The 13,644-nt window shown below is 65.9% G+C and carries 12 protein-coding genes and 2 pseudogenes; 5 read left to right on the forward strand and 9 right to left on the reverse strand.

Annotation, left to right across the window (positions count from 1 at the left end; genetic code table 11):
- Window positions 1-45: 45 nt before the first annotated feature.
- From K3U93_RS15130 to K3U93_RS15140, 3 genes and pseudogenes are all read right to left on the reverse strand, one after another.
- Window positions 46-1,242: a cytochrome P450 gene (locus K3U93_RS15130; RefSeq protein WP_083011270.1), complete on the reverse strand. Its 1,197-nt coding sequence runs from the start codon at window positions 1,240-1,242 to the stop codon at window positions 46-48.
- Window positions 1,239-2,231, reverse strand: coding sequence for an LLM class flavin-dependent oxidoreductase (locus K3U93_RS15135; protein ID WP_083011269.1), 993 nt, complete (start codon window positions 2,229-2,231; stop codon window positions 1,239-1,241). The genes K3U93_RS15130 and K3U93_RS15135 overlap by 4 nt, the downstream gene beginning before the upstream one ends.
- A gap of 133 nt (window positions 2,232-2,364) precedes the next feature.
- A pseudogene (locus K3U93_RS15140) lies at window positions 2,365-2,795 on the reverse strand (dihydrodipicolinate reductase); the annotation flags it as partial.
- 285 nt (window positions 2,796-3,080) lie between these two features.
- On the opposite strand from K3U93_RS15140, the gene K3U93_RS15145 reads away from it, so the two are divergent.
- The gene (locus K3U93_RS15145; RefSeq protein ID WP_083011268.1) at window positions 3,081-4,220 is read left to right on the forward strand and encodes a MalY/PatB family protein; all 1,140 of its coding nucleotides are present in this window, start codon (window positions 3,081-3,083) and stop codon (window positions 4,218-4,220) included.
- A 31-nt stretch (window positions 4,221-4,251) separates the two neighbouring features.
- On the opposite strand, the pseudogene K3U93_RS25500 reads toward K3U93_RS15145, so the two are convergent.
- A pseudogene (locus K3U93_RS25500) lies at window positions 4,252-4,462 on the reverse strand (DUF2652 domain-containing protein); the annotation flags it as partial.
- Window positions 4,463-4,557: 95 nt separating this feature from the next.
- Here K3U93_RS25500 and K3U93_RS15150 point away from each other — a divergent pair.
- Window positions 4,558-5,463 (forward strand): haloalkane dehalogenase, encoded by a 906-nt coding sequence (locus K3U93_RS15150; RefSeq protein WP_083011267.1) that lies wholly within the window; start codon window positions 4,558-4,560, stop codon window positions 5,461-5,463.
- Window positions 5,464-5,470: 7 nt separating this feature from the next.
- On the opposite strand, the gene K3U93_RS15155 is transcribed toward K3U93_RS15150, so the two are convergent.
- A complete protein-coding gene (locus tag K3U93_RS15155; protein ID WP_083011266.1) occupies window positions 5,471-6,502 on the reverse strand; it encodes an amidohydrolase family protein in 1,032 nt (343 codons plus the stop codon).
- 282 nt (window positions 6,503-6,784) lie between these two features.
- Entirely contained in the window at window positions 6,785-7,513 is a 729-nt protein-coding gene (locus tag K3U93_RS15160; RefSeq protein WP_083011265.1) for a 3'(2'),5'-bisphosphate nucleotidase CysQ, read from the reverse strand.
- A gap of 177 nt (window positions 7,514-7,690) precedes the next feature.
- Here K3U93_RS15160 and K3U93_RS15165 point away from each other — a divergent pair, with 177 nt between their 5' ends.
- A complete protein-coding gene (locus tag K3U93_RS15165) occupies window positions 7,691-8,248 on the forward strand; it encodes a hypothetical protein (RefSeq protein ID WP_139797085.1) in 558 nt (185 codons plus the stop codon).
- A 58-nt stretch (window positions 8,249-8,306) separates the two neighbouring features.
- On the opposite strand, the gene K3U93_RS15170 is transcribed toward K3U93_RS15165, so the two are convergent.
- Window positions 8,307-9,482: a thiolase family protein gene (locus K3U93_RS15170; protein WP_083011264.1), complete on the reverse strand. Its 1,176-nt coding sequence runs from the start codon at window positions 9,480-9,482 to the stop codon at window positions 8,307-8,309.
- A gap of 330 nt (window positions 9,483-9,812) precedes the next feature.
- Here K3U93_RS15170 and K3U93_RS15175 point away from each other — a divergent pair, with 330 nt between their 5' ends.
- A complete protein-coding gene (locus tag K3U93_RS15175) occupies window positions 9,813-10,907 on the forward strand; it encodes a cupin domain-containing protein (protein ID WP_083011263.1) in 1,095 nt (364 codons plus the stop codon).
- Entirely contained in the window at window positions 10,904-11,296 is a 393-nt protein-coding gene (locus tag K3U93_RS15180) for a DoxX family protein (RefSeq protein ID WP_083011262.1), read from the forward strand. The genes K3U93_RS15175 and K3U93_RS15180 overlap by 4 nt, the downstream gene beginning before the upstream one ends.
- A gap of 90 nt (window positions 11,297-11,386) precedes the next feature.
- On the opposite strand, the gene K3U93_RS15185 is transcribed toward K3U93_RS15180, so the two are convergent.
- Together K3U93_RS15185 and htpG are read right to left on the reverse strand one after the other, a co-directional pair.
- On the reverse strand, window positions 11,387-11,599 hold the full coding sequence (locus K3U93_RS15185; protein ID WP_083011261.1) for a hypothetical protein: 213 nt from the start codon (window positions 11,597-11,599) through the stop codon (window positions 11,387-11,389).
- Between the two features lie 74 nt (window positions 11,600-11,673).
- Window positions 11,674-13,638, reverse strand: a complete 1,965-nt coding sequence (htpG, locus tag K3U93_RS15190; RefSeq protein WP_083011260.1) for a molecular chaperone HtpG — start codon at window positions 13,636-13,638, stop codon at window positions 11,674-11,676.
- Between the last annotated feature and the right edge of the window lie 6 nt (window positions 13,639-13,644).

Below are 13,644 nucleotides of genomic sequence, written 5' to 3' on the forward strand. Positions count from 1 at the left end.
GCGGGCGCCACACTGGCGTGACGTTCGAGGGTGAACCAGCTCGCTTTATCCGGTGATAACCGGCAGCTTCGCCCATCCCCGCACGCTCGACGTGTGGGCCTTGCTGGCGTTGGCGTAGTCGACTTCCCACTCCGGCCAACGCTTGATGACCTCCTCCAGCGCCACCCGCGCCTGCATGCGCGCCAATGCCGACCCCAGACAGAAGTGAAGCCCATGGCCGAAGCTGAGATGGGTGGCGCCGCGATGGATGTCGAATCTCTCCCCATCGGGATACCTGCGCTCGTCACGGTTGGCGGATCCGTTGAGCAACAACATGATCGAGCCCTCAGAAATCATGGTGCCACGGCATTCGACGTCGCGGGCGACATAGCGCGCCTGCACCGGCGACGGCGTCTCGTAGCGCAGGACCTCCTCGATGGCCATCGGAATCAGCGAGGGGTCGGCCACGATCTGCCGGCGCTGGTCGGGGTGCTCGGCCAGCAGTTGACCGATGAAACCGATCAGACGGGTCGTCGTCTCATTGCCCGCGCCGGCGATCATGCTGGTGTAGAGCAGCACCTCGGACCTGGTCAGCCGCCGCGTCGCTCCGTCGTCGTCGACCTCGGCGTTGAGCAGCTGCGTCATCAGATCGTCGGAAGGATGCTCCACCCGCCAGTCGATGTAGTTGGAAAACATCTCGTGGCTGTGCTCCAAAAAGTCTTGCGGGACGGCCCGAAAAGTGCCCTCCTTCAGCGTGAGTTGACTGCCGCCCCGGTCGCGGATCGCTTCCTGGTCGTCTTCGGGGATGCCCAGTAGGTAGCCGATCGTGCGCATCGGGACCATCGCGCCGAGGTCCTCGACGAAGTCGAACCGTCCCGAGCCCACCAGTGGGTCAAGGGCACGCGCACAGAACGCGCGCGTGAGGGGCTCGATCGCCTCCATTCGCCGCGGCGTGAAAACCTTTGAGAGCACATGGCGATGAACATCGTGGATCGGCGGGTCCTCGAAGAGGATGACCCCGGGCGGAACGTCGATGCCGCTCATGATGATGTCCATGGTGGTGCCACGGCCCGACCGGTAGGTATCGAAGTTCATCAGCTCACGGGCGACGTCCTCGTAGCGGCTGAGCGCGAAGAAGTTGTACTTGTCGTTGTGGTAGAGCGGGGCGTCGTCACGAAGCCGCTTCCAGATCGGGTACGGATCGTCGTCGATGTCGAAATCGAACGGGTCGTAGTAGACCTCGGCCGTGCCTGTCCCGGTCATAGTGGTGTCTTTCTCCGCGACAGGGCCTCGGGCAACACGACGTCGCCGACGCGCTTGAGATAGGGCCACGCGACGTCCGGCGGCAGCCCACCGCACAGTGGCGCCAGGTTGAGGATCTGGCCGGCGCGAACCCGCGAAATCGCTTCCGGGACAGAAATAATCACGTGTGACGCCGCGGCGTCCCGCAGCTCGGCGACAGTTGTCACGTGCGAGAAACCCGCCGATGTCTGGTTGCCGGGGTTCCACTCGGCATAGGTTCGCGCGTCATGGAGCAGATGCTCGCCCAGCTCCGACCAGGCCTGCTCCACGTCGTCGGCGACGAAGACAACGGATGGGTGGTCACGGTCGGGAAGCATCGTCGGCCCGGGCTGATGGCCGTGCTCGCGGCAGGCGGCCTCGTAGGCCTCCGACATGCCGGGGACATTGGCGTTGGCCAACAGGCCCAGGCCGTATCTGCCCGCGCGCCGGGCCGCCGCCACGCTTCCGCCGCCCCACGTCAGTCCCGGCCCGCCGGCGGTCCGTGGGCGCGGTGTCACCATGATCCGTTGTCCGTCTTCGACGACGGTTTCGCCGGCGAGCAGGCGGCGCAGCAGGGCGAGCTTCTCGTCGGCGAGCCGGCCGCGATCCCGCAGCGTCAACCCGAAGTGCTCGAATTCCTCGGGCCGGTACCCCAGGGCCAGGATGTACGACGCCCGCCCGCCGCTGAGGAGGTCGAGGACCGCCATGTCCTCGGCGAGTCGTACGGGTTCGTAGAACGGAAGGATCAGGATCAGGCTGAGCGCCAGACGTTGGGTGCGCGCGGCCGCCGCCGACGCCAACAAAAACGGCGACGGCAGGTAGCCGTCGTCGGATCCGTGGTGCTCGCAGAAGACGCCGGCGAGGCCGCCATGATCCTCGGCCCACGCGCACATCTCGGGCACGGCGGCATACAGCGCGGCCGGGGACGCGCCCCAGGTCGGGGCGCGCATATCGAAGCGCAGCGTGAACACACCCAGCTCCTAGACAACCTAATATTTGTGTCAGTACGCTACGTGGCCTCCGAGATCTGCGTCAACGTTTACTCAAACGCGTGCCGCGGCAGAGTTGCCGGGATGTCCAGCGAGCTCAGCGGGCCCGGCCGCGCGTCGACGACGTACGGGATCGCGTTGACCACCCGCATGGCCGTGGAAACGAGGCGAAGCCGGGAAAGATGCCCGAGGCTTAGAAGGATCCGCCGCCGGACTTGGCCGCCGCCTTGAGTTGGTCGCGCCGGTCCGGGACGAAGTACGACGGCGGGTACACCAGGCTCGTCGACGACGTCGACACGGCGTTGATGCCCGCTTCCAGGAGGCGCAGGTAGTCGGGGACGGCGGCGCCAGCGATCAGCGCATCGGCATCGTCGGTGGCCGTAACCTCCAGTGGCTCAATGCCGGCCAACTCACCTGCGTCCCTGCCGACCTTGTCGGGCGAATGAACCCATACGCCAACAAGTTCCAGATCCGGTCGCCGGCATCGATAGCGATCGCCCCGACTCCGCCGGTGGACCAGACGACGGCACGGATCGGCCCGGACATCATGCCCTCCTCTTTTCTGGTGGGCTTTTCTGGTGGGCGCGCGGCACGTTCGAGGTATGGCCAAGCACCATGACCTAACATTTGTTCTACTGGCCAAGTCCGGGTGGATACGAGGACGGCCCGGGCCGGCGCGGCTCAAACTTCGGCTAACGTAATGCCAGCCGGCTGCAACCCGCGGCGGACGTGGTGTGCCGGTCCCGATGTGGAAGGTGGTCGTGGGTGTCGGAACGGTCTCCTAACCCACTCGAGGAACTCACGCTGCAACAACTGCGGCTCCGCACCAGCATGAAGTGGCGTGCCCACCCGGCCGACGTGTTGCCGCTCTGGGTCGCGGAGATGGACGTCAACCTGGCGCCGACGGTGGCCGACGCCCTCCACAGGGCAATCGACAACGGCGACACCGGATATCCCTACGGCACCGCGTTTGCCGAAGCGGTCGCCGAATTCGCTTCTCGGCGTTGGCAATGGCACGACCTGGAGGTCGGCCGCACCGCGATCGTTCCCGACGTCATGCTCGGTGTCGTCGAGATGCTGCGGCTGGTCACCGACCGCGGTGACGCCGTCGTCGTCAACCCACCGGCATACGCCCCGTTCTACGCGTTCGTGTCGCACGACGGCCGCCGAATAGTCGAGGCGCCGCTTGACGTGGACGGACGAATCGACTTGGACGCCTTGGCGGATGCGTTCACCCGTGCGTGCGCGTCGGGCGGGAGGGTCGCGTACCTGTTGTGCAACCCGCACAACCCGACGGGGTCGGTGCATACGTTCGACGAACTACGCGGGGTCGCCGATCTGGCCCGCCGGTTCGGTGTCCGGGTGGTGTCGGACGAGATTCACGCCCCGGTCATTCTGTCGGGGTCGCGATTCGTCCCGTATCTCACCGTCCCCGGCGCGGAGAACGCCCTCGCCCTGACGTCCGCCTCGAAGGCGTGGAACCTTTCCGGGCTGAAGGCGGCGTTGGCCATTGCCGGCCCGGAGGCGGCCGCTGACCTCCGCCGGATGCCGGAGGAGGTCAGCCACGGCCCAAGCCATCTGGGTGTCATCGCGCACGCGGAAGCATTCCGCAGCGGCGGCGACTGGCTCGACACGCTGCTGCACGGTCTGGACGTGAACCGAACGTTGCTGCGAAATCTGGTCGACGAACACCTTCCGGGAGTGAAATGCCAACGGCCGCAGGGCACTTACCTGGCATGGCTCGATTGTCGGGGGCTCGGCTTTGACGACGAGGTCACCGATGGGCTTGCGGCGGTGGCCGATTTGTCCGGGCCGGCCCGCTGGTTTCTTGACCACGCGCGCGTCGCGCTCAGTTCTGGCCACGTCTTCGGAGCCGGCGGAACCGGGCATGTGCGGTTGAACTTCGCCACCTCGCAAGCCATCCTCGCCGAGGCCATGTGGCGAATGGGCGCCGCCCTGAAGGGCCGGTAGCGGAAATATGTTCGGAAAGACCCGTTTTCACCTAGGCGGACGTTCCCTCGGTGCCGCGGTTCAGGCCGCGGAAGCCTTCAGCGGTTTCTTGATGCCCAGCAGGAATGGCAGCGTGCTCAACTCGAACTTCGCCATCTTCCCCAGCCGGCCGAAGAAGCTGCGCTCGGGGGCGCCGGTGCCACGTCCGACGTGGCGAGGTCGATGTAATGTGTCGACGTTTCGCCGATGCCTTCGAAGTTGTGGCCTGTCGTGCTCTGCCTCAATGAAATCTGCACTGGACGAATTCGCGCCGGGGAGAGAGGCTTGCAGGGGTGCCGACCCACCGGAGGAGCCGAATATGGATGTGCTGCGAACCCCAGACTCCCGATTCGAAAATCTGGAGGGCTATCCGTTCGTAGCGAACTACCTCGACGTGGCCGCGGGCGACACCCCGCCGCTGCGCATGCACTTCCTCGACGAGGGTCCGGCCGATGGCCCGCCGATCGTGCTGCTGCACGGCGAGCCCACATGGAGCTACCTGTACCGCACGATGATTCCGCCGCTGGCGGACGCGGGCAACCGGGTGCTTGCGCCCGACCTGATCGGGTTCGGCCGCTCCGACAAGCCCAGCCGGATCGAGGATTACACCTACCTCCGGCACGTCGAGTGGGTGACGTCGTGGTTTGAGCGCCTCAACCTGAAGGACGTCACGCTGTTCGCGCAGGACTGGGGATCGCTCATCGGTCTGCGCATCGCCGCCGAGCGGGGTGACCGGATCGCGCGACTGGTGGTGGCGAACGGTTTCCTTCCCACAGCGGAGCGACCTACGTCCCCTGCCTTCTTCGTGTGGCGGGCCTTTGCGCGCTATTCCCCCGTCTTGCCGGCCGGCCGCATAGTCTCCGCCGGCACCGTCCGCAGAGTTTCCCCTAAGGTGCGGGCCGGTTACGACGCGCCCTTCCCGGACAAGACGTATCAGGCCGGGGCCCGCGCGTTCCCCAATTTGGTGCCAACAGCACCGAATGATCCGGCGATTCCGGCCAATCGGGCGGCCTGGGACGGGCTGGGCCGCTGGGAAAAGCCCTTCCTGGCGATCTTCGGAGCACGCGATCCCATTCTCGGGCGAGCGGACCGTCCTCTGATCAAGCACATCCCCGGCGCGGCCGGCCAGCCGCACGCGCGCATCAACGCCAGCCACTTCATCCAAGAAGACGCCGGACCCGAGCTGGCCGATCGTTTGTTGTCCTGGCAGCAGGCCCTACGCTAAGGCCACCTCACCGCGTGTTGACCAGTCGCGTGATGCCGCGCAGCACGGCCCTGCTGGCCGCGTGACGGACCCGATCGAGCGCCGAGCCGGCCTCCGGCGGCGACGCCGCTCCGAGGCGCGGGAACAGTGCGAGCGCATTGGTGCGCTCGATCGCCGCACGAGCGTCGGGGCCGAGTCCGGGGTAGGTTTCCAGGCCGGCGGCGAACAACTTGCCGGCCGCGAGGGGTGCGAAGGGCCAGTCGGAGCCGAAGGTGACGTGTCCGGGCTTGGCGAAGGCAAGCAGGCTCGGCAGCGCCGCGGCGCTGGAGGACAAGGCGGTGTCGAAGTAGAAGCCCGCGAAGTCATCCAGGCTGTCCGCCAGGCTGCGCCCGGTGTCGCCCATGATGGCGACCGCCATCCGGTGCGAGGCGTAGGGCACGAATCCGCCCGCGTGGCTGAGGATGAACTTGATGTTCGGATACTTGTGACAGAGGCCGTTTCGGACGAGAAGATACGCCGCGCGGGTGGTATCGAGCAGGAAGTCGGCGGCGAACGGTGCCACGCCGTCTACCGCGGGGCCCGGCAGGTCGGCGGGATGGATGAACACCACCGCCGAACGTGCGTCCAGCGCGGCGAACAGGTCGTCCTGCCCGTCCTGGCCAAGGTAGGTCCCCGCGCTGTTGGCCAGCACCACAATCCCGTCCGCGTGTAGTTCGTCGAGTGACCTGGCGACCTCGCCGACGGACTCGCGCAGATGGGGCATGGGGATGGTGGCAAAGAATCCGAACCGATCGGGTTGAGCCGCAACGAGTTCGGCGAGATAGTCGTTGATGTCCCGCGCAAGCGAGGTGGCATCGGCGGCGCTCGGCACAAACGCGGTGCCCGGCGTGGACACCGAGAGTATCGCGGTAGCGACGTTCAGTTCGCCCATGGTCTGCAACGACCCATCCGGGCTCCACTCCGGCACGCCGCGATTGCGCGCCTCATCGATCCCGGCCTTCAGCAATGCGTCCCGGTAGAAGGATGGGATGACATGGTGGTGGGTGTCGATCCGCAACATCGTTGGGCCGCTCCTTTTTGGGGTCCTTTTGGGGGCTTTGGACCATCAGTAGTCTGGAATACCCCCACCCGCAAGCGCCGGAACTATGTCCTCGCGGTGCTGGTCCACGGCTGCCAGTACCCGCCCGGCGGGCTGTCCAGCCGCGCGGTGTCATCGCGCAGGCCAGGATCCGGATCGCGCGATGCGTAACGCTGGATCGTACTGCGCCGCTTGAAGTTTCGGTTTTATACCCCACCGCCGCCTTCTCGCCAGTTAGAAGGCTGATTCGCCCATGTGGCAGTGTCACCGAGTGACGGCCAGCACGGCTTCGGCCAGCTCGGGACGGCAGACCACCAGGTCCGGCAGCTTCGGGTCCGGTTGGTTGTACGCCAAGGCGGACCCGTCGATGCGGGAAGTGTGCAAACCCGCGGCCCGGGCCACCGCCACCGGGGCGGCCGAGTCCCATTCGAACTGGCCGCCGGCGTGTACGTAGACATCGGATAAACCCTGGACGATCGACGCCACCTTGGCTCCGGCGGAACCCATTTCCACCAGGGTGCCGTCCAACGCGTCGCGGACGGATAGCGCGATCGCGGGCGGTCGGGTACGGGAGACCACGATGCGCGGCTTGCCCGGTGCGGCGGGCGGGGCATCAACGTGAGGCGTCGCTAGCGTGATTCCCTGCGCCGGCAGCGCCACCGCACCGGCAACGAGCTCGCCGGCCTGCCAGAGCGCGACGTGCACCGCCCAGTCGTCGCGCCCGAGCTCGGAGAATTCGCGCGTCCCGTCGAGCGGATCGACGATCCACACCCGCTCCGAGGCCAATCGAACGGGGTCGTCGGCGCCCTCCTCGGACAGCACCGCGTCGCCGGGCCGCTCGGCCGTGAGAGCTTCCAGCAGAAAGTCGTGGGATCGCTTGTCCCCCGCCGCTTTCCGCTCGCTCGTGTCGGCGTTGGCAAACTCCTCGCGCACTCCCAATAACAGCCGGCCCGCCTCGGTGGCCAAACGCGCGGCCAGTGCGTGATCATTCATCGGTGACAATCCCCAATTGTTAGTAGCGTTGACCAAATTTACCGTGCCGCGACTCGCCCGGCGGTGCCCGCCCCCGGCGTGACATTTCGCGCTCGGGCTGAGAATCTATGAAAAGTGAGCGGCAACCTCAACGTCGGACTAGCGAGCCGGTTGCGGCGCATTCCGCGGGGACGCCTGATCGTGCTCCTTGTGGCTGCCCTGCTGGCCGGTGGGCTTATTTTCGCGGGCGTGCGGCTGGTCGAGGGCCACGAAGGCGCCGCGCCGCCGTCCACCGGCCAATCACCCCCGCCGCCCGAGAGCTTTGCCATCCCGGGTTGCTACAACCCGTCGGTCCCGCCGGTCGAGCGTCCAAACAAGCTCAACGTCTTGGGATGCGCCAGCGTAGCCGTTGCGCTGCAAGACATGTCGTGGACATCGTGGGGATCGCAGGGCGCCGACGGGACGGGCACCGCCGTTTTCAAGATCTGCGATCCTAATTGCGCGGCCGGCTATCAACTCATCGATCCGGTCGTCGTGCATGCGTGGAATGCGCAGGCGCCGCGCCCCGACGCCATCTGCCAGGCCGGCCTCAAGGTCTTTGCCGACATGATCCTGGCGTTCCCCAAAGGCGTCCCCCCGCCTACCGCGCAGAAGATGAACACCCAGTACAACGGAATGCCGGCGGTGCACTACGTCAACTACTCGGGCGCCGACACCCGCGACACCCAATTCATCGGCTACACGTTCTGCAACTAATCGTTCAGACCTGATGGCGGCGACACGCTGCTGAACCGGCTGGCGGCGCGATCGCCGCTCAGACCTCGATGACGACGGCGCCGCCCTGGCCACCGCCCGCGCACATCGCCGCGACGCCGATGCCGCCGCCGCGCCGGGCCAGCTCGTAGGTCAACGTGGTGACCATGCGGGCGCCCGAGGCCGCGATGGGATGGCCGAGGCTGCAGCCGCTGCCGAAGAAATTCACCTTCTCCTCGTCGATGCCGTACTCCCGGCACGCCGCGATCGGCACGGAGGCGAACGCCTCGTTGATCTCCCACAGCGCCACGTCGCCGACCGACAGCCCGGCCCGCTGCAGCACCTTCCCGATGACCTTGACGGCGCCCAGACCGGTGTCCCTGGGTGCCACGCCCACCGCGGCCCACGCCTTGACGGTGCCCATCACGTCGAGCTTTTCGGCTTGCGCGTAGTCGCGGTCGACGAGCGCGACCGCCGCGGCGGCGTCGTTGGTGCCACTGCTGTTGCCCGCCGTGATCGAGAATCCCTCGATCTCGGGGTGCAGCACCTTGAGCGCGGCGAGTTTCTCGACGGTGGTGTCGCGCCGGGGATGCTCGTCGACCGAGAACTCGGTCACCGAACCGTCGGGCCGGGTGATCTTGAGCGGGACGATCTCGTCGAGGAACTTGCCCGCGTCGATGGCCGCGATCGCGCGCTGATGCGACCGGGCCGCCCAGGCGTCCATCTCCTCGCGCGTGATGCCGGCCGCCTGCGCCGTGTTCCAGCCGACGGTGATCGACATGTCCTTGGTGGGAGCGTCCGGCGCCTCGACGTGCGTCGGCGGCAGCCACCGCTCCTCGAACTGCAGCTCGGGGCCGGGGATCCGCTGGTTCATCAGCGGCGTCATCGACAGCGACTGCACACCGCCGGCGATGAGCACGCGCTCCATCCCGGAACCGATCTGGGCTGCGGCATTGCCGATGGCGGTAAGGCTCCCCGCGCAGTGCCGGTTCACCGACTGCCCGGGAATGTCCTCCATACCGGTCGCGGCGGCGGCGTATCGGGCCAAATCCCCGCCACCGTAATGGGATTCGGCGAAGATGATGTCGTCGATGGCCGACGGGTCGACACCCGACCGGCGCACCACCTCGGGAAGCACCGTGGTGATCAGCGCCTCGGGCGGCGTGTTGACCAGCGTGCCCTTGAAGGAGCGGCCGATCGCCGTCCGGGCGGCTCCGACGATCACGGGTGTGGCCATGTTCTCAACCTCGAACTGTTATGGCTGCGGTCGGCAGCACGGGCGGGACATCCGGTCGGACGAGGCGAATCGTATCAAATACCGTATGGGCAATAGTAACGGGCTAAGTTTACCGACCGCGATGAGACGGTCGGAGCCTGGTCGTTGGCGAGCACGTAATCATGCCGTTCATTCCGTCCTTCGGACGGGCTACCTTTCCCGCGCGTGCCATCGGCTCGCGTTCATAAACGGCGTTGATCATCACATCCAAAACGGGTGTTGGACGTGACGTCACCGGTGGCGGCATTGTAAAAGTCGAATCTCCGGTCCATCACTGCCAAGGAGAACGAAATGCTCACGCAGACAAGCACACACGCTGCCTCACTGATCGACGGCGAAATCGTTGAAGAGTCCGATCTCGGCTCGATCCGGCGATTGACGGCAGACACCTTCCCGATCCTGAAGGGCATGTCGATCAAGCGGCTGCTGATCAATCCGGGCGCCATGCGGACCCCGCACTGGCATGCCAACGCCAACGAGCTGACCTACTGCGTTTCGGGCACCGCGCTGGTGTCGGTGCTCGACACCGGCAGCCGGTTCTCGTCTTTCGTGGTTCGCGCGGGAGACATGTTCCACGTCGACTCCGGTTCGCTGCATCACATTGAAAACATCGGCAGCGACACAACCGAATTCATCATCGCCTTCCGCAACGATCGGCCCGAGGATTTCGGGCTGGGTGCGGCTTTCGGCGCGATGACCGACGCCGTGCTGGGGAATACCTATGACCTGCCGGCCTCGGATTTCGCCGCGATGCGCCGCAGCACTACCGACCGTGCATTGGCCGCGCGTCACGAGGAACCGGACGTGCCGGCCACCGCGTACTTCGACGACCCGCACAAGTTCTCGGTGGACGCCATGACTCCGCCCGTCAGCGTCGCCGTGGGCTCCGCCCGGACCGCGCGCTTGCAGTATTGGCCCGCGCTCAAAGACCTGTCGATGTATTCCTTGCGCATCCGCGAAGACGGTATGCGCGAACCTCACTGGCATCCGATTACCGCCGAGATGGGCTACGTCAATCGTGGAGCGGCCCGCATGACCGTAATGGATCCGGACGGCACCCTGGACACGTGGTATTTGCGGCAGGGCGATGTGTACTTCGTGCCGCGCGCCTACCCGCACCACATCGAGGTCTTCGACGCGCCCGAGATGCACTTCTGCATCTTCTTTGACCAGCCCACCCCGGGTGACATCGGGTATCGCACTTCGGCGAGCGCCTACTCGCGGGAAGTGCTGGCGGCCACGTTCGACACCCACGTCGACGACCTGCCCGACTTCCCGTTCACCAAAGCCGATCCGCTGATCGTCAACCGGCGCAATCCGGTCGACGCCCACGGCGTCGAGAACGATGAGCGCGCCGCCACTGCACGCGCCACAATGAGTCGATGACCACTACGCTGCTCGCCCAACGTGACGCGACCCGGACAGCCGCATACCGAGTCGCGGCGATGCTGATGGGCACCGGCACCCTCCACTTCCTGGCGCCCAAACCGTTCGACACGATCGTTCCCGCCGAACTGCCCGGGGACGCGCGGCTCTACACCTACGCGTCGGGAGTGGCCGAGGTATCAATCGGAGCGCTGCTGCTGCCGCGACGCACCCGGCGGCCAGCCGCGCTGGCGGCCGCCCTGCTGTTCGTCGGGGTGTTTCCGGCGAATGTCAACATGGTTCGGTTGTGGTGGGAGAAACCCTGGCCGGTGCGCGTTGCGGCCCTGGCCCGGCTGCCACTTCAGATTCCGATGATCACCACCGCGCTCAAAATCAGGCGCAACAGCTGACGGCAGCCCTTGGCGGCCTCGTGTCGGGCGTCACTCGCCGCGCAATTCGGCCGCGAAGCCTCGGCACGTTCGCCGCACACAGACCGCGGATCAACGCGATGCCGGGCGGCGGCTGACCGGCGCGGTAAAGCCTTGGGTGTCATCGAAGAAGGCCCAGTTACCGTCGTCGTTGACCTCCATCCGCCAGCCCAGCTCGGAACTCCCGATGGAGTCGACAAACCATGCGTGTGCGGCCTCGGCGCTGGCAAATTCCTTCGCCGCGACAACCTCGCCGTGTGGGTCGATGACCCGAAACTCAGCCATGAAACGTGATTATCCCCCGTGGCCGGACAGCAATCACGTGTAATGCCGGCTCACCGAGCCGACGATGACACCGCCTATACCGTGCGGGCCAACCGGTCGGCGATCAGCTCGGCGAACCGCGCCGGATCCTCGAGTGCGCCACCTTCGGCGAGAAGCGCTGTGCCGTAGAGTAATTCGGCGGTCTGGGCGACCCTAGCGAGCGCAGCGTCGTCATCCGCCTTCTTTTGCGCTTCCCGCAGGGCGGTGATGAGCGGGTGATTCGGGTTGAGTTCGAGAATCCGCTTCCCGACCGGAACATCCTGCCCGGAAGCACGGTAAAGGCGCGCGAGCGTCGGGGTGACCCCGAAGGCGTCGGTGACCAGGCATGCCGGCGACTCGGTCAGCCGGGTCGACAGCCGCACCTCCTTGACGTGGTCGCTCAACGTCTCCTTCAACCAGGCCAGCAGGTCAGCGAACTCCTTCTGTTGCTCCTCGCGCTCGGCCTCGCTCTTGTCCCCCTCGGAATCCAGGTCCACCTCGCCCTTGGCCACCGACTGCAGCGGTTTGCCGTCGAATTCGCTCACCACGCCCACCCAGACCTCGTCGACCGGGTCCGTGAGCAGCAGCACCTCGTAACCCTTGGCCTTGAACGCCTCGAGGTGTGGTGATTTCAGGAGTTGCTGTCGGGTCTCACCGGTGGCGTAGAAGATCTGCTCCTGGCCTTCCTTCATGCGCTCGACGTACTCGGCGAGGGTGGTGGGTTGCTCGTCGCTATGCGTCGAGGCGAACGAGGAGATGCTCAGCAGCGTGTCCTGGTTGTCGAAGTCCGACAGCAACCCCTCCTTGACGACCCTGCCGAACTGGGTCCAGAAGGTGCGGTAGTCATCGGGCCGCTCGGACTGCAGCTCCTTGATGGTGGAGAGGACCTTCTTGGTCAGCCGGCGGCGGATCGCCTTGATCTGTCGGTCTTGCTGCAGGATTTCGCGGGACACGTTGAGCGACATGTCTTGTGCGTCGACGACGCCCTTGACGAAGCGCAGGTACCGGGGCATGAGCTGATCGCAGTCGCCCATGATGAATACGCGCTTGACGTACAGCTGTAGCCCGATCTTGGCGTCCGAGTCGAACAGGTCGATCGGGGCGTGCGACGGGACGAAGAGCAGGGCCTGGTATTCGAAGGTGCCCTCGGCCTTCATCACGATGACCTCGAGCGGGTCGTCCCAGGCGTGCGCGATGTGCTTGTAGAACTCCTTGTACTCCTCCTCGGACACCTCGTCTTTGGGACGGGCCCACAGGGCCTTCATCGAGTTGAGGGTCTCGGTTTCGATCGTGACGGTATCTTTGCCACCTTCTTCGGTGGCCGGGGTGTGTCGCTGGACTTCCATCCGGATGGGCCAGGCGATGAAGTCGGAGTACTTCTTGACCAGGTTCCTGATCTTCCACTCCGCCGTGTAATCGTGCAGCTCGTCCTCGGCGTCTTCGGGCTTGAGACGCAGGGTGACCGACGTGCCTTGGGGAGCCCCTCCACCTGATGAGTCGACGGATTCGATGGTGTAGGTGCCCTCGCCGCTGGATTCCCACCGGGTGGCTTCGCTCTCGCCGGCCTTGCGCGTCAGCAGCTCAACCTTGTCGGCCACCATGAAACATGAGTAGAAACCGATGCCGAACTGACCGATCAGTTCCTCCGACGCGGCCGTGCTTTTAGCGGTCTGGGCCTCGCGCAACTGTCGGCGCAGCTCGGCGGTGCCCGACTTGGCCAGGGTGCCGATCAGGTCCACGACCTCCTCGCGCGTCATCCCGATGCCGTTGTCACGAACCGTCAGGGTGCGCGCGTCCTTGTCCACCTCGATCTCGATGTGTAGATCGGAGGTGACAGTGCCATCAGGGTCGAGGTCCTTGTTGCGGAACGCTTCGAGTCGCAGCTTGTCCAGCGCGTCCGAGGCGTTCGAGATCAACTCCCGTAGAAACGAATCCTTGTTGGAGTAGACCGAGTGCACCATCAAATCCAGCAGTTGCCGAGCCTCCGCCTGAAACTCCAACTGCTCGATACCCGCGTTCATGAGACT

The organism is Mycobacterium malmoense (genome assembly GCF_019645855.1).
Taxonomy (GTDB): Bacteria; Actinomycetota; Actinomycetes; order Mycobacteriales; family Mycobacteriaceae; genus Mycobacterium; species Mycobacterium malmoense.